Origin of the sequence: Synechococcus sp. W70.1 (genome assembly GCF_047461515.1) — a bacterium.
Classification (GTDB): Bacteria; Cyanobacteriota; Cyanobacteriia; order Thermostichales; family Thermostichaceae; genus Thermostichus.
Genome location: NZ_JANSHH010000003.1, coordinates 14,688 through 35,892, shown reverse-complemented (window position 1 = coordinate 35,892; position 21,205 = coordinate 14,688). Strand labels below are relative to the sequence as shown.

Genomic DNA, 21,205 nt, shown 5'->3' with positions numbered 1-21,205 from the left:
GATGACAATCCCCCGCTCAGTTTTGGGAAGTTAGGATCTCTCATCCACCCCCTAGCTCTGGCCTATCAACGCTTCGGCAGGCCGCCAACGGCAGGAATAACCAGGAGCTGGCCTTTGAAGTCCGGCAAGCTCTGAGCCTTCTGAGTGTCCAGGGGGGATCTGGCTAGCTGCCTAGCGCTGCAACTCCCAACTGCTGGGCTGCCCACTGCCGGAGCTGCTGGCGGTTGACCTTGCCTTGGGCGTTGCGCGGGATCCCGCTACACCATAGCCACCGCTTGGGGTGTTTGAAGGGGCTTAGTTGTTGCGTGAGGTGCCGCTTCAGGTGTTTCTCCAGCTCGTCGGCGGTCAGAGGGATCCCAACCTTGGGCACAGCCACGGCCACCAGCTGCTGCCCCCACTCCTGGTCAGGCAGGCCCAGCACACAGACATCTTCCACCCAGCCGCTGGCGCGGATTTCCCCTTCCACCTCAGCCGCCATCACTTTTTCCCCTCCCGTTAGGATTAGGTCGTCGGCGCGGCCCAGCCAGTGGAGGTGACCTTGGGAGTCGAGGTAGCCCCAATCCCCAGGGGCAAAACCCTGCTGTTGCCACTTGCCCAGGCCCTCAGCCTCCCCCGCCAAGGGGTAGTAGCCTAGGGCCAGGGATTCGGCCCAGACGTGGATAGAGCCCACTGTCTGGACGGGTAGGGGATCCCCGGCTTCGCCCCGGATCTCCAGGCGGGCATGGGGTAGGGGTCGACCCAAGCTGTCGCTCCCTTGTAAGAAGGCTTGCGGCAGCAGCGTACATACCTGGGAGGCGGTTTCGGTCATGCCGTAGGTGAGGGCCAGGGGCAGGTACAACTGCCGGGCCTGTTGTCGCAAGCTGGGCCAGATAGGGCCGCCGCCAACCAAAATGGCCTGGAATTGGCGCAGGCTTTCCAGCACTCTCGGCCGGGCATCCAGTAGCAGCCGCTGCAACTGGGTGGGCACCAGGGACAGGAAGCTACCCGGCAAAGGCGGATCCCAGGCCTCAGCTTGCTGCTGGCGTTTCCAATCCCAGACAATCCACTGCCCGTTGCTCAGCCAGGAGCGAACGGCCTGCATGAGGCCGCTGACGTGGTACAAGGGCAGCATACAATAGCTATGGACACACTCCACGCCGAAGTGCTGTTGGTGGGCTCTGGCGGAGGCGCTGAGGGTACGCCAGGAGTGCACCGCCCATCTCACCTGGCCGCTGGAGCCACCAGTAGGGATCCCAATCACTGGCCAGTCGGCGCTGGGCAAGATCCGCTGCCAGTGCCCCAGAGGGGAGGTGGAGGAGGTGGGATCCCCCTGCAACTGCCCTTGCCGCCAGCGCCAAGCGGATCCCAGGCCAGCCAAAGCCTGGCTCCACTCCCGTTCTCCCCAGCGGGGATTGGCCAAGAAGAGGGGGATCCCCAAGCGCTGGCAGGCCAAAACCAAAGCCCACACCTGCAGCGGATCCGAGTCTGCCACCAGCAGAGGCACAGCCTTTTCTGCCAAAGGACGTAGGTGTCCTTCCAGGTTAGACAGGCGCTCCTTCAAGCTGGGAGAGCAAGAAGAGTTAGAGGCCATCATGGCAAGGGGATCCTCAGCCTACACGCCACGGCAGTCAAAGGCCAGCGGGTACCTACAAGCCAACTCGGCAGTTTTTGGAGCATGGCTTATCATGATCTAGGTTTGGAGTAGGAGGTGGGGTTTGTGATCGAGCCCATTTTGCTGGGGATCGTCTTGGGGATGGTTCTGGTTACCCTAGCAGGCTTGTTTGTGTCGGCCTACCGGCAGTATCAGCGCAGCAATAAGATGGGTCTGTAAAGGCAGGCAGTCCAGCCAACTGGCCCTGGCCTGCAGCCAGGAAACTGGCCAAGGGGGTGAGGCGGCAAAGCCATGCAGTGGCTGCGCACGGTGGCGGCATTGCGGGAGCAAGTGGCCAAGTGGCGGGGATCCACCATTGGCTTGGTGCCAACGATGGGATCCCTGCACGAGGGGCATCTCAGCTTGATTCGCCGCTGCCGCCAGGAGTGTGACCACACGGTGGTCAGTATTTTCGTCAACCCGCTGCAATTTGGCCCCAACGAAGACTGGGAGCGCTACCCCCGCGATGAGGAGGGAGATCGAGCTCTGTGTGAAGCCGCAGGCGTGGATGTGGTTTTTGCCCCCGACCTGCAAGAAATGGGAGCGGACCCGGCATCTGCTAGAGATCGCACTTGGGTCGATCCCCCGCCCTCCCTCTTGCAAACCCTCTGCGCTCCCCACCGGCCAGGTCACTTCCGCGGGGTAGCCACCATTGTGGTACAACTGCTAAACCTGGTCCAGCCCCAGCGGGCTTACTTTGGCCAAAAGGATGCCCAGCAACTGGCCATCATCCAGCGGCTGGTTCAAGACCTGAAGATTCCCACCACCATTGTCCCCTGCCCCACCGTTCGAGAGGCGGACGGCCTGGCCTACAGTTCCCGCAACCGCTACCTCTCGGCAGAGGAACGGCAGGTGGCAGCGGGCCTCTACCGCGCTTTGCGCCGGGGCTATGAGCACTGGCAGGCCGGAGATTCCTCTGCTGAAGGGATCCTGGCGGCGGCGCGTGCCGAGCTGGAGCACACCCCTGAGCTGCGCCTGCAATACCTAGAGCTGGTGGATCCGCAAACCCTCCAACCCCTCTCGGAAGTAAAAGACAAGGGGCTCCTAGCTATTGCAGCCTACGTCGGGCAAACGCGCCTCATCGACAACTTACTTTTGGCAAGGGAGAAAAGCGATTTGCTGCCTCAAAAGGAAGAGGGGGCCCTGCTGCCTTCTCCAAAGAGAGGGCGCCGTCCCCTGATTGCCATCGACGGCCCTGCAGGAGCGGGTAAGTCCAGTGTAGCCCGAGCGGTGGCCGCTCAGCTGCAGCTGCTGTACTTGGACACAGGGGCCATGTATCGGGCTATTACCTGGCTAGCCCTGCAACGGGGGATCCCGTTGGACGACGCCGAGCAGCTCACCCAACTGGCTGCCCAAACTCAACTGAGGCTGCAAAGCGGCCCCTCGCCTGACGAACCAACCCGCATCTGGGCCAATGGCCAAGAAATTACCCAGGCCATTCGCTCTCCTGAAGTAACCCGCTGGGTTTCCCAAGTGGCGGCAGTGCCAGGAGTGCGACAGGAGTTGGTGAAGCAGCAGCGCCTCCTAGGTCGAGATGGAGGGGCCGTTCTGGAAGGACGCGATATTGGTACCCATGTCTTTCCCGATGCTGAGCTAAAAGTCTTCTTAACGGCCTCGCTGGGAGAGCGGGCGCAGCGTCGGCAACATCAGCTGCAGGCGCAAGGGCAGGTAGTGTCCTTGGAAGAACTAAAAGCCCAGCTCGAGCAGCGGGATCGCTACGACAGTGAGCGTCAGATTGCGCCCTTGCGGCCTGCTCCCGATGCCATTGTGATCGATACGGATCACCTAAGCCAGGCCGAGGTGGAGAACAAAATTGTGACGTTGTACCGGCAGCTTTTGGAGAAGGCCGGCTCAGATCAGCCTGATGCAAAAGGCTAAGCCGCGAAGTGAGGTAGCGGGATAAGGGAAGTGCCTCCCCAACGCAAACGCCTTCTCTCCGGCTCTGGGTAGTCGGGAACGCTATGGGTAGTCTGCTTCTCCTTGCCGTTTTACTCCTTGTCTCAGCGTTTTGCTCCGGTGCGGAGACAGCCATTACCGCCATGGACAACCTGCGCCTGGAGTCCCTAATCGAGGACAAGGGGGATCCGCAGGGGTTCTACCGGCTGGTTCAACAGCAGCGGTCACAGCTCATCACGAGCTTGCTGCTGGTGAACAACTTTGTCAACATTGGCATTGCTGCCCTGGCTACAACCATCTCCATTGAGCTGCTGGGATCCCCGCTAGGGGGCTTGGTTGCCACCCTGCCCACCACGATCCTGGTGCTCTTGATAGGCGAAGTGGCTCCCAAGTCCTTGGCGGTCAGCCATCCGCTGGCAGTTTTCCGCTGGGTGGTGCGGCCTGTCTATGCCCTAGCGGTGCTGCTGCGCCCCTTGACCCATGCCTTTGAGTGGCTTGTTGGCAGACTTTTTCATCTCCTGGAGCTTTCTCCCTTGACGTCCACTACTTCTCTCAAGGATTTGGAACTGTTGATTGATGTGTTGGGGCAGCGGGGGCTGCTGGACTGGCAGAAGCGGCGCCTGTTCCGCGGTGCCCTAGCTTTAGATGGGCTGCGGGCCCGGGATGTGGCCAAGCCTAGAGTAAAAATGGAAACCATCTCCCACGATAAAACGCTGCAGGATGTGGTGAAACTCTGCCTGGAGACAGGCTACTCCCGCATCCCCGTCCAAGGGGAATCCAAAGACGAGATTGTGGGCGTCATCCACCTCAAGCAGGCCCTGCGCCACCTGGAGCAAGAAGGCAATGTCGAGGTAACCAAGGCGATGTCGCCGCCCTTTTTTGTCCCCGAGACCAAGCGCGTCAGCCTACTGCTTAAAGAGATGCTGCGCTCCCGCCAACACCTGGGGATTGTGGTAGATGAATTTGGCGGCACCAGTGGCCTCATCACGCTGGAGGACATCTTGGAGGAGCTGGTGGGGGAGATCTACGACGAGAGCGACCTCTCTCCCCTGCTTTTGCGGCGGCAACAACGGCAGCGCTCCGCCTCTAGCTAACTTTTGCAGAGTCTTCGTTGGCGGGATCCCGAAAGCTTGGGTCGTTGGGGTAGCGGGCCACAAAAAAGATCCAAAAGCTGTGGATCCCCAAGCCTAGGCCCCACCAGCCTAGTAGAGGTAGCAGCCACGGCCAATCGGCCCGATACAGCTGTTGGAAAAACACCAGCCCCGAGGCGCTGCAGAGAAAAACAGCCAGATGAGTTGCGTAGGTGTAGCGGTCATCCAGCTTGCGAAACTCGGGATCCCGACGGGAGGGTTTGCGGGGCCAGCGCGGCGGCATGGCAAAACCGTCTAGTTAAAACTTTCTCCAGCGTAGAACATCCCAACCCCAGCCTTTTGCTCCTCAAGGTCACTGCCGCCAGCGGCAACTGGGGGGATCCGTCTCGGCTGGCTGGTCCTCAAACTCCAAGGGGCCCTCCTCAGTGTACAGGTGCAGGTCAAACCAAAAGGTGGAGCCCTGTTCCAGCTTGCTTTCTAGGCAGATGCGGGTTCGGTGCTTCTCCAGGATGTTGCGCACGATGGCTAGGCCCAGGCCAGTGCCCTCCAGGGTATGTACCCGGTTCTCCACTCGGAAAAAGCGCTCGAAAATCCGCTCCTGATCCTCCGGGGCGATGCCAATGCCAGTGTCGGCCACCGCCACCCGCACTGCCTGTGGGGCTCCATCCGGCCGAACCACCAGGTGGGCATGCACCGTCACTGTGCCTCCGGAGGGGGTGAACTTGATGGCATTGCTCAAGAGGTTGGTCATGACCTGCAAGAGGAGATCGTAGTTGCCCCACACCGGCGGCAGATCCGGATCGAGAAACTGGCGCAGCAGGATCCCCTTGTCGCGGGCTTGCAGGTGATGGGTGCGCAGGGTTTGCTCGATAACGGCGGAGATGTCAACAGCCTCAAAGTGATACTGCTTGCCCGACTCTAGGCGCGACAAATCCAATACGTCATTGACCAAACGAGTGAGGCGATCTGTTTCGCGGTTGGCAATTTCCAGGTAGTCCAGCCGCTCCTGCGGCGACATTTGCTCGCCATACTCGTAGAGGGTCTCGATGAACGACTTGATGCTAAATAGAGGAGTGCGCAGTTCGTGGCTGATGTTGCTGATGAACTGGGCTTTGGCCTCGTTGAGCTCTGCCTCGCGGGTAATATCCTGCACGGTGATGACAATCCCCTTGAGGTTTTGCCGCCGCGGGTCGGACACTGGCGAAAGCAGGATGCGGATAACCCGCTTGGTAGGGCTGGTGAGGTTGACGCGAATTTCCTCTGCCTCTTGATCCCCGCGGGCAATTTGCGTGAGCGGGCGGGCCAGTTGCTGCCGCAGATCCTCGGGCAAGAGCTCCAGCAAGGGTTTGCCCAGGACAGGCTCGCCTTCCCAGCCAAACATGCGCGAGGCAGCTGGGTTGAGCAGCAGGACCCGAAACTCGGCATCCAGCAAGATGGCCGCATCGACGATGGAAAACACCAGCGTCTCCAGCTTAGCCTTGGCAGCAGCCAGTTCCTCAATGTTCTGCTCCTCGTAGCTCTGCAGCCGCTCTGCCATCTTGTTAAAGCTGTCGATGAGTTGGGCCAGCTCCCCCCCAAAGGGCAGGTCGATGCGCTGTTTGAAGTTACCCTTGGTGATTTCCTGGACGCCTTTGACCAGCTCCTTGATGGGGTAGGTGATGGTGAGAGCGTTGACCACGGCTCCCAGGATGGCCAGAACCCACACCGCCAAAAACACCCCAATCGAGACCTCGCGCGCCAGTTGCGTAGAGCGCACCAGGGCAGGGTTGGGGTTGATGCCCAGGGCCAGGGTGCCCAAAAAGCGGCCCTGATGGTAGATGCCAACAAAAATGTCCGTCACCCGCCCGGCAGGGGTGAGGTGGGCGCGCACCAGGGGCTGGCCCTCAGCAGGCGGACGGTTGCCCGGCAGTTGCATGCGACGGGTAAGGCTGAGAGAGGTTTTCACCTCCTGGTTGGAAAACGGGATCCCGTAGTAGATGTTCCCCTCGGGGTCGGCGTAGAGCAAATAGCGGATGCTGCTGGTGCTCTCAAAGTATTGCCGCGACAGTTGGGCCACTTCACCAAGGCGCTCTTCAGCAATGAGGGGAGCAACATTGGCTGCCAATAGCAACCCTAGATCCCGGCCAAAGCGGGCCTCGTTAAAGCGGGCATCTTGCTGCACGGTGCTGACGGCCCAGAAGGTGAAGCTGCTCACCACCAGCGAGACCACCAGCGTGGCCACAAAGAGCAACTGGGTCTCCAGGCGCAGCTTGTATTTCCAGCGCGCCCACCAGCGCTGCAGGGATCCCATCGAAGACCCGGCTGGCTTCGACTGCGAGGGATCCACAGCCCCAGGCAATGGCTCTGGAGACGGAGCAGTCGCTTCTGGAGATTGGGCTTCAACAATTGGCTCAGCTGGCTCGACGGTGCTGACAGGAGGCATCAACCCAACGCTAGCAACCTTGGAAACACTGTCGCCATCATTCTGACATGGCTGCCGACAGGGTTAGGAGATAGTGACCTCCTCTGTCAAGAATCGTCACCCAGCAGAAGAGCACAGCCCGCCCAGCCGAAACCTGCAACGGCATTGCAGAAGCGCCAAGACATTTGCCCCTAGAGCGGTCGCAGGCCCAGCTTTTGCAGCAAAGCTGCATCGGCAGCCGACCCTGGGTTGGGCGTGGTCAGCAATTTGTCGCCGGTAAAAATGGAGTTGGCACCTGCCAAGAAGCACAGGGCTTGCTCGCTCTCGGAAAGATTTCTCCGCCCTGCCGAGAGCCGGATCTGGGCCGTGGGCAGCAGCAGGCGAGCAGTGGCGATGGTGCGCACCAGCAGCAGCGGATCGGGAGGGGGAAGCTGGCCTAAGGGCGTGCCGGGCACCGGCACCAGAGCGTTGATGGGCACTGAGGTGGGCGGCGGCGTCAGGTTGGCCAGCACGTGCAGCAGGCCGATGCGGTCTTCGTCGGTTTCTCCAAGGCCGACAATGCCGCCACAGCAGATCTGCAAGCCGGCTGCCGCCACATGGGCCAAAGTCTCCAGCCGCTCCCGGTAGGTGCGCGTCGTGATGATGCGGGAGTAGAACTCCGGCGAGGTGTCCAGGTTATGGTTGTAGGCCGTCAGCCCCGCCGCCGCCAGCTGCTGGGCCTGAGCCGCCGACAGCATTCCCAGAGTGGCACAGGCCTCCATCCCCAGCTCGCGCACCACGCGCACCATCTCCAGCACGCGCTCAAACGCCTCCCCTTGCGGGGCTGACCGCCAGGCAGCCCCCATGCACAGCCGAGTGGCGCCTGCCTTTTGGGCGGCAATGGCGTGCTGACGCAGCGTATCCAGCGCAATCAAGGGATAGGTCTCGATGCCCGTCGAGTAGCGGGCGCTTTGGGGGCAATAGGCGCAGTCTTCCGGACAGCGGCCCGATTTGATGTTGACAAGGGCACACAGTTGCACCCGGTCGGGCGGGTGGTGCTGCCGGTGTACCGCTTGCGCCTCGTACACTAACTGCAGGAGAGGCCGATGGTAGATTTGGCGGACGTCCTCTAGAGCAATGGCCATGTCCACGCCGGAAGGGGGAAAAAATCCCCAAAAGTTTGCTAGCCCTTCTGGGCTTGCTAGAATTGGTGATCCTGCTTTGCGACGGCGGATCCTGCCGCGCTCAGGAACTCAACCATAGACACAATAGACACATAATAACACATAATAACGGGGGAAGCAGTGACCAACGGCCCTGTCAGCCAATTTATCGAGCATCACTTTCGCCACTTCAACGCCGCCGCCCTGGTAGAAGCGGCCAAGGGCTACTCTGCCCACTTGGAAAAAGGCGGCAAGATGATGGTGACCTTGGCGGGTGCCATGAGCACGGCGGAGCTAGGCCTTTCCCTGGCGGAGATGATTCGGCAGGGCAAGGTGCACGCCATCTCCTGCACTGGCGCCAACCTTGAGGAAGACATCTTTAACCTCATTGCCCACGACTTCTACGAGCGGGTGCCCAACTACCGGGATCTCAGCCCGCAGCAGGAGCAGGAGCTGCTGGAGCGGCACATGAACCGGGTAACGGATACCTGCATCCCGGAGGAAGAGGCGATGCGGCGCCTAGAAAAAGCTCTGCTGGAAGAGTGGATAGCTGCCGACCAGGCGGGGGAGCGCTACTTCCCGCACGAGTTCATCTACCGCATCCTGCGCAGCGGCAGGCTGGAGCCCTACTACCAAATTAATCCCCGGGATTCCTGGGTTTACGCGGCCATGGAGGCTGACTTGCCCCTCTACGTGCCGGGCTGGGAGGACTCCACCACCGGCAACATGTACGCTGCCCACTGCATCACCGGTGAGATCCGCAATGTCCACACCGTCCGCACAGGCATTGAGTACATGATCCACCTGGCCGATTGGTACACACGCACCTCAGCGGAGTGCTCCGTCGGCTTCTTCCAGATTGGCGGTGGCATTGCCGGAGATTTTCCCATCTGTGTAGTGCCCATGCTGCACCAAGACCTAGGCCGCAAGGGGATCCCCCTGTGGGGCTATTTCTGCCAGATCAGCGACTCTACCACCAGCTACGGCTCCTACTCGGGGGCGGCGCCCAACGAGAAGATCACCTGGGGCAAGTTGGGGGTCGACACACCCAAGTTCGTCATCGAGTCGGATGCCACCATCGTGGCGCCTTTAATCTTTGCCTGGGTGTTGGGGTGGTAAAACTCCCAGGCCAACGCTCACAGCCCATCGCCTGCGCTGCGTGGCCTTACTGCTCAAAGTACAGGATGGCCATCCCTTGCCTGGGCAGGGCTTGAGCCGAAAGTAGCAATGGGTTGCTGGGGGCAGGTTGCGCGGCAGCGGGGGGAAATAGGCGCAAAAACGCCTCCAGAGGCAACAGCTCGCATTGGGACTCCTCGGCGGCGGCGGTGCGATACATGGTGGGGATGACCAACTTGGGCTGCAGTGCTTCGATGGCTGCCTTGGCTGCCTTGGGATCGTAATTCTTCGGCCCACCTCCCACCGGCACCAACAACAGGTCAGGGCGAGAGAGCAAGATGGACTGCTCCCGGCCAATGGGCTGCAGTGCCCCTCCCAGGTGGACAATGTCGATCCCGCCCATGCGCCAGCGCCAGCCTACGTTGAGGCCAAAGCGGGGGCCCCGTGGCATGCGCACCCCCTGCACGCGGATCCCGTCGATGAGGTAGTCGCCTGGCTGAAACAGCACTTTGGGGTTGCCGGGCACCACGTCCAAAGCTCCCTCGTCCAAAAGGCGGCTGCTGAGGAGCACCAGATCGGCAGCGACGCGGGGGGGAGGGTAGCCGGCTGTACAACCGGCTGGCCGAAAGGGGTTAACCAGAAAGCGCTTGCCCTCCCCCTCAAACAAAACGCAACTGTGGTGCAGCCAGGTCAGCTGCAGGCCCTGGGCGCTGGAGCCGGGGGTAAACTCCAGGGATCCCCCTGGAGAAGGATCAGTTTGCGCCCTTGCCCATTGACCCCCTGCGGCAAGGGATCCCAGCAAGCTGGCGCTGGCTTGCAAAAGTTGGCGACGCTTCATCGGGTGGGGATCCTTGACACAACCCCGGCAGCCGCCGGCTGGAGCAATCCCGAGGTAGGGATCTGGGCCAAGCGCAGGAAGTTGCTCAGCAGGCGTTTGCCCTCCGCGGTCAAAATGCTCTCCGGGTGGAACTGCACGCCCTGCACATGAAGATAGCGGCGGTGGCGGATCCCCATAATGATGCCGTCCTGGGTTTGGGCCGTCACCTCTAGTTCGTCAGGACAGGTGGAAGCCTCAATCACCAAGCTGTGGTAGCGGGTTGCAACAAAAGGCTGGCTCAGCCCCTCAAACACTCCCACCCCTCGATGATAGATGAGGGAAGTCTTGCCGTGCATCAGCTCAGGTGCGCGCACGATCCGACCGCCGTAGACCTGTCCAATGCACTGGTGACCCAGACAGACGCCCAAAATCGGCAGCTCCGGCCCCAGCTCGCGGATCAACTCCAGCGAGATGCCGGCATCTTCGGGCCGTCCTGGCCCTGGAGAAATGACAACCGCCTGGGGACGCATCTGGCGCAGCTGGGCCACTGAAATCTCGTCATTGCGAAAAACTCGTACCCCTGCGCCTAGCTCCCCCAGGTATTGCACCAGGTTGTAGGTGAAGCTGTCGTAGTTGTCGATAACAACCAGCACGATGGCACCCGGCAACGGCACCCCATTTTAGCATTGCCCAGGCTTCAGGGCCCGCAACCCGGAGCCAACACCCAAATCCAGCTTGTATCCTGGAGGGTATAGCACACAAGCAGCAGCAAGGTGGCTAGCTTTTAGGTTGTTTTTGATTTTTCAGATCCCATGAACTTGCTTCTCTCTCCGGCGACCGACTTGCTGGACGAGTTGCGCAGGCTTTTCCCTTTTGAGCTGGATGAGTTTCAGATCCAAGCGATTCAAGCTCTGGCCGCGGGGGAATCGGTGGTGGTCTGTGCGCCTACGGGATCCGGCAAGACCCTGATTGGAGAGTATGCCATCCACCGAGCCTTGTCCCAAGGCAAGCGGGTTTTCTATACAACCCCTCTGAAGGCTCTTTCCAACCAAAAGTTTCGCGATTTCAGCCAGCAATTCGGCCCGGAGCGGGTTGGCCTCCTCACCGGCGACATCTCCATCAACCGGGAGGCGCCGATCTTGGTGATGACCACCGAGATCTTCCGCAATATGCTCTACGGCACGCCGCTCTCTCTGGCTGTCCAGCGCGGGCCCTACGGCAGCGAGAGGGATGCGTGGGAAGAGGCGGAGGCTCTAAGCCGGGATCCCTTGCGGGACGTGCAGGCGGTGATCCTGGACGAATGCCACTACATGAACGACCAACAGCGAGGCACTGTCTGGGAAGAGGCAATTATCTACTGCCCTGCCCACATCCAGCTTGTTGCCCTCTCGGCCACCCTGGCCAACAGCGACCAGCTCACCGACTGGATGAACCAGGTGCATGGCCCCACGCGACTTGTCGATTCCAGCCATCGCCCAGTGCCGCTGCAATTTCACTTTGCCAATCGCAAAGGGCTGTTCCCCCTGCTGGAGCAAACCGAGTCAGGCCAGTGGGTTTGCAATCGCCGCCTGAGAAGCAAGCCCTCCAAGTCAGGCCAGGCTCCCTACGGAGAAGTACCGGATATGGCCCAGGTGGTGGAAAACCTGCGCCGACGGGATATGCTGCCGGCCATCTATTTCATCTTCAGCCGCAAGGGCTGTGACCTGGCGGTGGCCAGTTTGGGAAACTTGGACTTAATTAGCTCTGAAGAAGAGCGGCGGCAGTTGGCCGAGCAGATCGACCGTTTCTGCCAGGAAATGCCAGAGGCAGTGCGCCGGGATCAACTGGATGCCCTCTACCGGGGCATTGCCGCCCACCATGCCGGCCTGTTGCCCGCCTGGAAGGGCCTGGTCGAGCACCTGTTTCAGCAGGGGCTGGTGAAGCTAGTTTTTGCCACCGAGACGCTGGCTGCCGGGATCAACATGCCCGCCCGCACGACGGTGATTTCCTCCCTCTCCAAGCGCACCGACAACGGCCATCGCCTTCTAACTGCCTCTGAGTTTATGCAAATGTCAGGGCGGGCTGGACGGCGGGGCAAAGATGTGATTGGGCATGTGGTGACCTTGCAATCTCCCTTTGAGGGGGCGCAGGAGGCAGCGCGGCTGGCCACGGCAGGAGCGGATCCCCTGGTGAGCCAGTTTACCCCCACCTATGGCATGGTGCTGAACTTGCTGCAGAAGCACTCTCTGGAGGCGGCCCGGGATCTCATCAACCGCAGCTTTGGCCAGTATTTGCTCTCGCTGCAAAGGTTGCCCGAACAACAGGAGCTCCAGCGCACTCGCGCCGAGCTGGAGGAAATTGACCGCCTCCTGGAGGGGATTTCCGACGAAGATATCGCCCGCTACGAGAAAATGCAGGCGCAACGGCGGGAAGAGCGGCGCCTTTTGCGCTATCTGCTCAAACAGCAGGAAGCAGAACCGGATCCCACCCTGCGCCTATTGGCCTTTCCCCACATCCAAGCCCAAGAGGAGAAAATCCGCGCCCTAGAAGCCCGCATCCGCGCCAACCCTGCCCATAGGGTCGGGAAAAGGCTGCTGGGTTTACAGGAAAAGCGCCAGCGCCTGCTCAAGCGCCTCCAGCACTTGGAGCGCCAGAGTGAGTCTGTGCAGGAGTTGCGCTGGCAGCAATTTATGGCCCTGGTGGGCGTGCTGCAGGAGTTCGACTGTCTGCAAGGGTATCAGCCAACAGTTAGTGGGGAAGTGGTGGCTGCTCTGCGAGGGGATAACGAGCTCTGGCTGGGTCTAGCTCTGCTCTCTGGCGAATGTCTAGGCTGTGCCCCCCATCACTTGGCTGGGGTCATGGCTGCTCTGGTGGCCGAGCCTCCCCGTTCAGGTACCTACAGCCGGCTGCGGACTTCTGGGCTAGTTGAGGATGTGCTGCATGGCTTGCGAGGCCTGCGGCGGCAACTGTTCCGCAGCCAACGTCAACACCAGGTGTTTCATGTGCCAATTGGGTTTGAGCCCGATCTGGCCGGGATCGTGGAACACTGGGCCCAAGGGATCCCCTGGGAAAAGCTGGAGGCCAGCACCAACCTGGATGCTGGGGATATTGTGCGCCTGATTCGCCGCACCTTGGATTTGCTCTCTCAGATCCCCCACATTCCTCATTTGCCAGCGGAGCTGCGGGAAAATGCCCGCGAAGCCCAAAAAATGCTGGATCGCTTCCCGGTGAGCGAGCTGATCTAGCAGCACTTTGGCGAGGGTGGGATCATAAGCCCTTGCGCGGCAGTGACTTTCACTACCACCCTGTCCGGGTTAAGGCCTAAGCGAATGGCCTCTTCCCAGTGGCAGGCTAGAATCCAGCTAGCCTCTCCCCTCCGATGAGCACCTGTATCAAACAGGCTGAGCGCGATGGCCGCCTAGCCTCCACCCAGTCAAGTCCGTCCACTTGCGCGTAGTAGCCAATATGCACTTCGACTCAGTTGAAGACTTTGAGCGCTGGATAGAGGATCTGGTAGCTGGCAAGATTGAGCCGCCCAACTACCACGACATTCGCCACGCCAGCCGCGAAGACGCAGAAGAGTGTTTGCGGCTGCAGCAGGAGGAAGCCCGCAAGCTGGGGCTAGATCCGGAAGAGGTAGTGCTGCTGCAGGATCCCTTCAGCGGGGAGTGGCTAGTCCTTGTCCCCTGGAAGCAAATAGAAGCCGGCCTGGCTCAGTTTTGGTAGGTGGACTCAGCTATGAGTGAGAGCAACAACCAACAGCCAACTCTGGCCGACGTTTTGGCAGCGGTGGAGCGGCTTGATAAGGAGCTGCAAGAGATCCGCTCAGACCTCGCTGCCACCCGGCAAGAACTGAGGGATGAGGTGCGACGGTGGGATGAGCGCTTCTTCGAGTTCGCCAAAGACACCGCCAACCGCGCCAACACGCTCATCGCCAGCGCTGCTGTTACGGTCATTGCTGGTACTTTGCTGTTGATTCTGAGGGAGGGGAGGTAGCTGTGGACACTCAAAGCCTCAGGATCCCGACTGGGTTCGCTTCCCAGTCCCCGACATGGAAACAGCTTTGACCCGCCTATTAGGCAAATAAACGGAAAGGGGATACGGGAACAGGATCGGGGGCGGGGCTAGCTCCCCTTAGCAGAATTTTTGAGTTTGTGATTCAGGGGCTAACAACGGCATGCCTCTGGAGAGAGGCGCTAGCGGGCCGTAGACCTTAGCAGGAAGAGAGCAGAAACCCGACAGACGCTGCGCTACCCACAAGTAGGAGTGTTTGTTAGCCTCTTGTAGGTCTTTCAGAGCGGTTTGGTCTCAAGCTAGCCTTCCTAATAAGCCCACGACGCAACCAACAGGCAGGACTGGATGGCAGGCAAGAAGACCAACACCCAACGCTCAATCGAATCCTACGAGCACCGGGACAAACAGCGGCTCAACAACCCGCCTGTGGGACTGGTGACGCCTGAGAACGACCGGGACGCGGGGCAGAAGAAGAAAACCTACGCCTACGACCCGCACCTGGATCCGCAGCTTGTCTGGGCTGGCAAGGCCGAGCACACTTCGTTCGAGGTGCCCACGGTTTCGCTCCACGTCCACGAGCGGATTGACCCGCGCACCATCATCGAGGCCGTGCGCAAGAAAAACGACCAAGCTGGCCCGGTACAACTGGGGTTGTTTGAGGAAGAACGCAAGGAGCCCCTGCGCCAGGCCATCGAATTTTACCAGCACAAGCATGGCTGGACGAACCGGCTGATTGCCGGCGATTCGCTCTTGGTGATGAACTCGCTCTTGGAAAAGGAGGGAATGGCCGGCAAGGTGCAGATGATCTACTTTGACCCGCCCTACGGCATCAAGTACGGCTCCAACTTCCAGCCCTTTGTGAATAAGCGCGACGTCAAAGACGGCGAGGACGAGGATTTGACCTCAGAGCCGGAGCAGATCAAAGCCTTCCGCGACACCTGGGAGCTGGGCATCCACTCTTACCTCACCTACCTGCGCGACCGCCTGCTTTTGTGCCGGGAACTCCTCAGCGAGAGCGGCTCCATCTTCGTGCAGATCAACGACGAGAACCTGCACCTGGTGCGCTGCCTGCTGGATGAGGTGTTCGGAAGGGAGAATTTTGTAAGCGTCATCAGTTTCGTGAAAACCAGCGGTAAGGGCGGGGCGTTGCTGGACGTGGTCAACGATTTCCTGCTCTGGTATGCCAAAGACAAGGCCCAGGTGAAATACCGTCAGCTCTTTCTGGAGAAAGAGCTGGGAGAAGAGGGCACTAAAGGTTACCAGCACGTGCAGCTTTCGGACGGCGCCCGACGCCGTCTGACTAGATCAGAGCTCGAATCACCCACCCGCCTCCCGGAGGGCGTCCGAGTGTTCATGGCGGACAATATGACGTCGCAGGAGGCAGGCGCCACCACATTCTCGTATCCCTTTGAAGGGCGAGCTTTCCATTGCGGTAAGAACAGCCACTGGAAAACCGGGTATGAGGGCATGGAACGGCTACGGCAGGCGGAGCGCCTATTTGCTGTAGGGAACGCGCTCAGGTATGTCCGCTTCCTGGACGAGATTCCAAATCGACCCTTGACGAATATCTGGACGGATACCGTCATCGCTGGCGCATGGGCAGGAGAGAAACTCTACGCCGTCCAAACCAACACCAAAGTCGTCGAGCGCTGCATCCTGATGACCACCGACCCCGGCGACCTGGTGTTCGACCCGACCTGCGGCAGCGGCACGACGGCCTACGTAGCCGAGCAGTGGGGCCGGCGCTGGATCACCTGCGACACCTCGCGCGTGGCGATTACCCTTGCCCGTCAGCGGCTGATGACCGCCGTCTTCGATTACTATGAACTCGCGCACCCGCAGGAGGGCGTAGGCAGCGGCTTTAAGTACAAGACGGTGCCGCACATCACGCTCAAGTCCATCGCCAACAATCCGGAAATCGACGACATCTACGCGCGCCTGCACCCGGCGGTGGAGGAGGCCCTGGCTGAGCTCAACACCGCGCTGAAGGGCCAGCCGGTGAAGTTTAAGGTGACCCAAGGTGGCCGGGCCGGCCACTTTGTAGACTTTGCCGCGCCCGACACAGAAACCTTCACCATGCCCGCTGGCCAGGTGGTTAAGGTCAATGAGCTGGTGGAATGGGAGGTGCCCTTTGAGTTTCCCGCCGACTGGCCGGAAGCTGCCCGGACGCCATTCGAGCGATTCCATCAAGCCCGCCGTGCCCTGCGAGCAGCCATCGATGAGGCCATTGCCCGCCACGCGCCGCAGGAGACGCTTTACGACCAGCCCTTTGTGGACAGGAAGAAGGTGCGGGTGACAGGCCCGTTCACCGTGGAAGCAGTGCCAGCCCCAGCGGTGAAATCGGTGGATGAGATTTTGGAGCCCAAGCCCGAGCCGGCAGATGCCTCGATTGCCCGCTCCGGCGAAACACTGCGTCAGGAGGAATGGCGCGACGAGCTGCTCAAGACGGGTATCCGCGGGAAGAACGGGCAATACATCCGCTTTGCCCGGCTGGAACCGCTGCCCGGCTGCCGTTGGCTCCATGCCGTGGGGGAAACGCGGCCCAGCGACGAAGGGGCAAATACCGTGCGCGAGTCGGCGCCTGCCTATGACCCCCTGCGCGTGGTGGTCTCCTTTGGCCCGGAATATGGCCCGCTCGAGCAACGGCAAGTAGAGCAGGCCTGGGAAGAAGCGCGGATGCTTGTCCCACGGCCAAAACTGCTGATCTTTGCCGCCTTTCAGTTTGACCCGGAAGCGGCGAAAGACATTGACGAGATGAAGCCGGAGCTGGCTGGAATGCAGTTCCTCAAAGTGCAAATGAACGCTGACCTTTTGACCGACGACCTGAAGAAAAAGCGCGCCAGCAACGAGTCCTTCTGGCTTATTGGGCAACCGGATGTGTACCTGGAACGCATTGCTGACGGCGAGGACAAGGGAAAGTATCGCGTTTCAGTTCTCGGCTTCGATTACTACAACACCAAGACCGGCCAGATTGAATCGGGCGGCGCAGATAGAATTGCCCTCTGGATGCTCGACACTGACTACGACGGGCGCAGCCTCTACCCGCGCCAGGTGTTCTTCCCGATGGCAGGCGAGAAGGAGGGCTGGGCAAAACTGGCTCGCAATCTCAAGGCAGAAATCGATGAGGAGCGGATCGAAGCTTACCGAGGCACGGTGTCGCTGCCGTTTGCGCTCGGTGAGCACCGACGCATTGCCGTCAAAATTGTGGATGACCGGGGCATCGAGAGCCTGAAGGTCGTAAAAGTGGATCCATGATGGACGAGCAAGCTCTGCAAGAAATTGTTCAACGAATCGTGGCAGTAGCGCAGCCCAGCCGCATACTTTTGTTTGGTTCCTATGGCCGTGGCGATGCCGACGCTGGCTCTGACGTGGATCTCATAGTGGTCGAACCAGAAGTGCCCGACCCGTATAGCGAAATGATCCGCTTGCACAAAGCTGTAGGCTCGCTTGGCCCAGGGATCGATCTGCTGGTTTATTCTGAGGCCGAATACCAGCGGCGCAGTCAGGTGCCGGGCACGGTGCTGTACTGGGCACGCAAGGAGGGAAGAGCCCTCTATGAAGCCCCATCTTGAAGAGGCCTGGCGATCCCTGCGCTTGGCGGATCGCGACCTCAAGGCATTTGAAGTGTTGAAAAAAGACCCCGAGGTTCACCCTGCTATCCTCTATTTCCATGCCCAGCAAGCGGTAGAGAAATCTCTCAAGGCAGTCTTGTTTGCCCAACAGATTGAATTCACACGCACCCATGACCTGGTCAAGCTAGCGCGTCTGCTCAACGACCGGGGCATTTCGTTGCCGGTTGGGGAAGATCAACTCCGTCAACTCAACCCCTTTGCTGTTGCCTTTCGCTACGACGACACAGAATTTGCGCCTATTCCCCAACAAGAGGTGGCAAGTCTGCTGACAGAGATTCGCTGTTGGGCAGCGGAAGAAGTCAGTGCAGCAACGGAACGGGAGAAAGGCGATGGCCCGGACTACGATTGACCGCTTGATTATCAACTCGCCCTACGAAGAGCCGAAATACCACTGGCACTACGACCGCAAGACGCGCACCTTCGAGCTGGTGGAGGGCCGCCGCCCGGCGGGCTACGTGGTGGCGACTCCCGGTTCAAAATCTTTCGACGATCCGGGCATCTTCGTCGAGATCCCACTTGTCAACCAAATTCGACCCCGCGTCAAAGCCTGGCGCGAGGCAGGCTATCCCGGCGTTACCGCCATCACCAAGCGGCTCTTGGAGTACTGGCATGACCCCGAGGAGTTCGACAGACGTCGCTTTTTCTTTTGCCAGTTGGAGGCGGCAGAGACGCTCATTTGGCTGACCGAGGCGCCGCCTGCCGAGCGGGTAGGCATTGAGATCCCAGGTGACGGCGGGGCCTTCTTGCGTCGGTGCTGCAAGATGGCAACGGGTACGGGCAAGACCATCGTGATGGCGATGGTGATTGCCTGGCACATCCTCAACAAGGTGGCCAATCCCCAAGATGCGCGCTTTTCGAAAAACGTGCTGGTCATCGCGCCGGGACTGACGGTGAAGCAGAGACTGGCTGTCCTCGAGCCAGCCGCCGAGGGCAACTACTATGAGGCGTTTTCCATCGTGCCCCCCGCCTTCCTCGATAAGCTTCGCCAAGGGAAAGTATTGGTGCGCAACTGGCACGCCCTGGCTTGGGAAAGCGAAGAGCAAATCAAGGCGCGCAAAAGCGTGGACAAGCGCGGCGTCAAAAGTGACGAAGCCTATGCCCGTGAAGTTTTGGGCGAGATGGCAAATGCTTCCAATCTGCTAGTCATCAACGATGAGGCGCACCACGCCTGGCGCGTCAACCAGGAAGCTGAAGGGAAGTCCTTGCGCGCTCGCGACCTGAAAGACAGCGCTGCGGAAGCCACAGTCTGGGTAGGCGGGCTGGATCGTCTGCATCGCTCACGAGGCATTCTGACCTGCTACGACTTTTCCGCCACCCCTTTTGCACCATCGGGAAAAAAGAGCAGCGAGGAGAACCTGTTCGGCTGGATTGTCAGTGATTTTGGCCTCAACGACGCAATCGAATCCGGCTTAGTCAAGACGCCGCGTGTGGTGGTGCGCGACGACGCCGTGCCGGACGCCAAAACCTACAAATCCCGTCTCTACCACATCTACAACGACCCAGAAGTCAGAGACGACCTCAACCGCCGCGCCGAACTCCACGAGCCGCTGCCGGATCTGGTGCTGAACGCCTATTACCTGCTGGGTTACGACTGGCGTGAGACATGGAGAGCCTGGAAAGCGGCCGGCCTGCCCACGCCGCCTGTGATGATCACCGTCTGTAACCGAACTGAGACAGCAGCGCGGGTCAAGCACGCCTTCGATTCGCGGAGCATTCACATCGACGAGCTATGCGACCCGGAGCGAATCCTGCATATCGACTCGAAGGTGCTAGAAGAGGCTGAGGCAAAGGAAGAGTCCGCGGTAACAGTAGAGGCGTCGAACGAGACCGAGGAGGGGGAGGAGGAAGAGGCACCCGTCGAGCGCAGGCTAACCAAGGCAGAACAGGCGGAACTTTTGCGGAAGATCGTAGATACGGTTGGCAAGGTGGGGCAGCCAGGCGAGAAGATCCAGAACGTCATTTCCGTCGGGATGCTGAGCGAGGGCTGGGACGCCAAGACGGTGACGCACATTATGGGGCTGCGGGCCTTTACCTCGCAACTGCTGTGCGAGCAGGTTGTAGGCCGGGGCCTGCGCCGCACATCCTACGAGATCAACCCACAGACCGGGCTGCTTGAGCCCGAGTACGTCAACATCTTCGGCGTGCCTTTCACGTTCTTACCGCATGAGAATAGCGGAGATGGCCCGCCACCGCCGCCAACGCCCAAGACTGCGGTAGAGCCGGATCCAGCCAAAGCGGAGTTTGAGATCCGCTGGCCGAATGTGGTGCGTATCGAGCGCGTACTTCAGCCAGTATTGACTCTTGATTGGTCGAAGGTGCAGCCCTTGGAGCTGAACGCGGCCCAGACACCGCAGGTGGCCGAACTGGCACCAATTCTCGAAGGCAAGCCAGACGTAACTCAAATCAGCCGCATCGAACTGGAGCAGTTGGCCCGGGAGTTTCGCACCCAGCGCATCATCTTCGAAACTGCCCGGAACGTGTTCGATCAAATCAAGCAAAGCTGGAAAGGCAGTCGCGAAATCTTGCTGGCGCAGTTGGTGCGGATTGTGGAGCAGTTCATTCGCTCTGACCGCATCTTGATCTCCCCACCTCTTTTTTATCAGGACGAACTGCGCCGTCGGTTGATCATCACCCTCAACATGTCACGGATTGTGCAACATGTGTGCGAGGCGGTGCGGCAGGAAAACATAGAGCGGCTTACTCCAATCTTCGACCGCGATCACCCTATCCGCTCGACGGGCCAAATGCGTACCTGGTACACGAGCAAACCCTGCCAACGCACGCGCAAGTCACACATCAACGTCTGTGTCTACGACAGCACCTGGGAGGCGTCGGACGCTTTCGTCCTGGACAATAGCAGTGCCGTGAGCGCCTGGGCAAAAAACGACCATCTGGGCTTCGAGGTGCCTTACGTCTATCGTGGCGTGGTGCGGAAGTATCGGCCAGATTTTCTTGTGCGGCTTGCCAATGGCGACATGCTCATTCTGGAAACGAAGGGACAGGACACTGAACTAGACCGGGTGAAGCGGTGCTATCTCGAGGAGTGGGTGCAAGCCGTCAATACGCATGGCGCGTTCGGTCGCTGGCAGTGGAAGGTGGCCCGTCACCCAGGCGAGATACGGGACATTTTGTTGCAAAGCCTAGAGCAGTAGGAAGCTGGAACCCGAAAGGCTTGTGAACGTGTTGATAGCAGCCAACTGCTGGGCCCCCCGTACATACTGCGGCCCTCTCTCAGAGGGATGTACGGATATTCGCCAAGACTGAGCCGTCTTTCCTGGCCCCGGAATCGGTAGCGAAACCGCCAGAGCCTCGACCCGTTGGGCTTCACCTCCAAGTACAGCCCTTCTTTGTCTGGCAACTGGTAGGGCTTGTCCTTGGGTTTGGCATTCCTGATAACTATCTCCGACAGAGCCATGTCCCGCCCTGGCTTTTGTGTCCCTGGTCATGTCCCACTTCAGCCCGGATTACAGTGGATTCTGTCAGTCTA

General features: G+C 60.1%; 18 protein-coding genes. 11 read left to right on the top strand and 7 right to left on the bottom strand.

Annotated elements, in window-relative coordinates:
• Positions 1-163: 163 nt before the first annotated feature.
• Positions 164-1,573: a 2-succinylbenzoate--CoA ligase gene (locus NW808_RS00645; protein WP_414419942.1), complete on the bottom strand. Its 1,410-nt coding sequence runs from the start codon at positions 1,571-1,573 to the stop codon at positions 164-166.
• A gap of 123 nt (positions 1,574-1,696) precedes the next feature.
• Between NW808_RS00645 and petG the strand changes: the two genes are divergently transcribed.
• The 3 genes from petG (at position 1,697) to NW808_RS00630 (ending at position 4,620) form a co-directional block, all read left to right on the top strand.
• Entirely contained in the window at positions 1,697-1,810 is a 114-nt protein-coding gene (petG, locus tag NW808_RS00640) for a cytochrome b6-f complex subunit V (RefSeq protein ID WP_414361271.1), read from the top strand.
• A 72-nt stretch (positions 1,811-1,882) separates the two neighbouring features.
• On the top strand, positions 1,883-3,508 hold the full coding sequence (locus tag NW808_RS00635; protein ID WP_414419941.1) for a bifunctional pantoate--beta-alanine ligase/(d)CMP kinase: 1,626 nt from the start codon (positions 1,883-1,885) through the stop codon (positions 3,506-3,508).
• 83 nt (positions 3,509-3,591) lie between these two features.
• On the top strand, positions 3,592-4,620 hold the full coding sequence (locus NW808_RS00630; RefSeq protein WP_414411037.1) for a hemolysin family protein: 1,029 nt from the start codon (positions 3,592-3,594) through the stop codon (positions 4,618-4,620).
• On the opposite strand, the gene NW808_RS00625 is transcribed toward NW808_RS00630, so the two are convergent.
• The 3 genes from NW808_RS00625 to bioB all read right to left on the bottom strand — a co-directional run bounded on the left by NW808_RS00625 (position 4,613) and on the right by bioB (position 8,142).
• Positions 4,613-4,900, bottom strand: coding sequence for a 2TM domain-containing protein (locus NW808_RS00625; protein ID WP_414419940.1), 288 nt, complete (start codon positions 4,898-4,900; stop codon positions 4,613-4,615). The genes NW808_RS00630 and NW808_RS00625 overlap by 8 nt on opposite strands.
• 69 nt (positions 4,901-4,969) lie before the next feature.
• On the bottom strand, positions 4,970-6,943 hold the full coding sequence (locus NW808_RS00620; protein ID WP_414419971.1) for an ATP-binding protein: 1,974 nt from the start codon (positions 6,941-6,943) through the stop codon (positions 4,970-4,972).
• A 266-nt stretch (positions 6,944-7,209) separates the two neighbouring features.
• Complete coding sequence (bioB, locus tag NW808_RS00615; RefSeq protein ID WP_414419939.1) at positions 7,210-8,142, bottom strand: biotin synthase BioB; 933 nt, start codon at positions 8,140-8,142, stop codon at positions 7,210-7,212.
• Positions 8,143-8,301: 159 nt separating this feature from the next.
• Here bioB and NW808_RS00610 point away from each other — a divergent pair, with 159 nt between their 5' ends.
• Complete coding sequence (locus NW808_RS00610) at positions 8,302-9,279, top strand: deoxyhypusine synthase family protein (RefSeq protein WP_414419938.1); 978 nt, start codon at positions 8,302-8,304, stop codon at positions 9,277-9,279.
• A gap of 46 nt (positions 9,280-9,325) precedes the next feature.
• Here the strand turns inward: NW808_RS00610 and NW808_RS00605 are convergent, their stop codons facing one another.
• The gene (locus NW808_RS00605; protein WP_414419937.1) at positions 9,326-10,114 is read right to left on the bottom strand and encodes an MBL fold metallo-hydrolase; all 789 of its coding nucleotides are present in this window, start codon (positions 10,112-10,114) and stop codon (positions 9,326-9,328) included.
• Positions 10,111-10,746 (bottom strand): anthranilate synthase component II, encoded by a 636-nt coding sequence (locus tag NW808_RS00600; RefSeq protein ID WP_099813308.1) that lies wholly within the window; start codon positions 10,744-10,746, stop codon positions 10,111-10,113. The genes NW808_RS00605 and NW808_RS00600 overlap by 4 nt, the downstream gene beginning before the upstream one ends.
• Before the next feature lie 159 nt (positions 10,747-10,905).
• On the opposite strand from NW808_RS00600, the gene NW808_RS00595 reads away from it, so the two are divergent.
• From NW808_RS00595 to NW808_RS00565, 7 genes are all read left to right on the top strand, one after another.
• Entirely contained in the window at positions 10,906-13,317 is a 2,412-nt protein-coding gene (locus NW808_RS00595) for a DEAD/DEAH box helicase (protein ID WP_414419936.1), read from the top strand.
• A 220-nt stretch (positions 13,318-13,537) separates the two neighbouring features.
• Entirely contained in the window at positions 13,538-13,798 is a 261-nt protein-coding gene (locus tag NW808_RS00590; RefSeq protein ID WP_414396333.1) for a hypothetical protein, read from the top strand.
• Positions 13,799-13,810: 12 nt separating this feature from the next.
• Positions 13,811-14,068, top strand: a complete 258-nt coding sequence (locus NW808_RS00585) for a hypothetical protein (protein WP_414396330.1) — start codon at positions 13,811-13,813, stop codon at positions 14,066-14,068.
• 363 nt (positions 14,069-14,431) lie between these two features.
• Complete coding sequence (locus NW808_RS00580; protein ID WP_414419935.1) at positions 14,432-17,341, top strand: site-specific DNA-methyltransferase; 2,910 nt, start codon at positions 14,432-14,434, stop codon at positions 17,339-17,341.
• The gene (locus NW808_RS00575) at positions 17,338-17,658 is read left to right on the top strand and encodes a nucleotidyltransferase domain-containing protein (protein ID WP_414396327.1); all 321 of its coding nucleotides are present in this window, start codon (positions 17,338-17,340) and stop codon (positions 17,656-17,658) included. The genes NW808_RS00580 and NW808_RS00575 overlap by 4 nt, the downstream gene beginning before the upstream one ends.
• A complete protein-coding gene (locus NW808_RS00570) occupies positions 17,642-18,067 on the top strand; it encodes a HEPN domain-containing protein (protein WP_414396324.1) in 426 nt (141 codons plus the stop codon). The genes NW808_RS00575 and NW808_RS00570 overlap by 17 nt, the downstream gene beginning before the upstream one ends.
• On the top strand, positions 18,048-20,870 hold the full coding sequence (locus NW808_RS00565) for a BPTD_3080 family restriction endonuclease (protein WP_414419934.1): 2,823 nt from the start codon (positions 18,048-18,050) through the stop codon (positions 20,868-20,870). The genes NW808_RS00570 and NW808_RS00565 overlap by 20 nt, the downstream gene beginning before the upstream one ends.
• On the opposite strand, the gene NW808_RS00560 is transcribed toward NW808_RS00565, so the two are convergent.
• Positions 20,822-21,133 (bottom strand): Arm DNA-binding domain-containing protein, encoded by a 312-nt coding sequence (locus NW808_RS00560; RefSeq protein WP_414419933.1) that lies wholly within the window; start codon positions 21,131-21,133, stop codon positions 20,822-20,824. The two genes, NW808_RS00565 and NW808_RS00560, sit on opposite strands and share 49 nt — an antisense overlap.
• Positions 21,134-21,205: the final 72 nt, after the last annotated feature.

What these genes read in the sequence shown, in the direction of transcription:
- NW808_RS00645 (WP_414419942.1), bottom strand. Translation starts at nt 1,573, where the DNA reads ATGATGGCCTCTAACTCTTCTTGCTCTCCCAGCTTGAAGGAGCGCCTG.
- NW808_RS00635 (WP_414419941.1), top strand. Translation starts at nt 1,883, where the DNA reads ATGCAGTGGCTGCGCACGGTGGCGGCATTGCGGGAGCAAGTGGCCAAG.
- NW808_RS00630 (WP_414411037.1), top strand. Translation starts at nt 3,592, where the DNA reads ATGGGTAGTCTGCTTCTCCTTGCCGTTTTACTCCTTGTCTCAGCGTTT.
- NW808_RS00625 (WP_414419940.1), bottom strand. Translation starts at nt 4,900, where the DNA reads ATGCCGCCGCGCTGGCCCCGCAAACCCTCCCGTCGGGATCCCGAGTTT.
- bioB (WP_414419939.1), bottom strand. Translation starts at nt 8,142, where the DNA reads ATGGCCATTGCTCTAGAGGACGTCCGCCAAATCTACCATCGGCCTCTC.
- NW808_RS00605 (WP_414419937.1), bottom strand. Translation starts at nt 10,114, where the DNA reads ATGAAGCGTCGCCAACTTTTGCAAGCCAGCGCCAGCTTGCTGGGATCC.
- NW808_RS00595 (WP_414419936.1), top strand. Translation starts at nt 10,906, where the DNA reads ATGAACTTGCTTCTCTCTCCGGCGACCGACTTGCTGGACGAGTTGCGC.
- NW808_RS00590 (WP_414396333.1), top strand. Translation starts at nt 13,538, where the DNA reads ATGCACTTCGACTCAGTTGAAGACTTTGAGCGCTGGATAGAGGATCTG.
- NW808_RS00585 (WP_414396330.1), top strand. Translation starts at nt 13,811, where the DNA reads ATGAGTGAGAGCAACAACCAACAGCCAACTCTGGCCGACGTTTTGGCA.
- NW808_RS00580 (WP_414419935.1), top strand. Translation starts at nt 14,432, where the DNA reads ATGGCAGGCAAGAAGACCAACACCCAACGCTCAATCGAATCCTACGAG.
- NW808_RS00575 (WP_414396327.1), top strand. Translation starts at nt 17,338, where the DNA reads ATGATGGACGAGCAAGCTCTGCAAGAAATTGTTCAACGAATCGTGGCA.
- NW808_RS00570 (WP_414396324.1), top strand. Translation starts at nt 17,642, where the DNA reads ATGAAGCCCCATCTTGAAGAGGCCTGGCGATCCCTGCGCTTGGCGGAT.
- NW808_RS00565 (WP_414419934.1), top strand. Translation starts at nt 18,048, where the DNA reads ATGGCCCGGACTACGATTGACCGCTTGATTATCAACTCGCCCTACGAA.
- NW808_RS00560 (WP_414419933.1), bottom strand. Translation starts at nt 21,133, where the DNA reads ATGGCTCTGTCGGAGATAGTTATCAGGAATGCCAAACCCAAGGACAAG.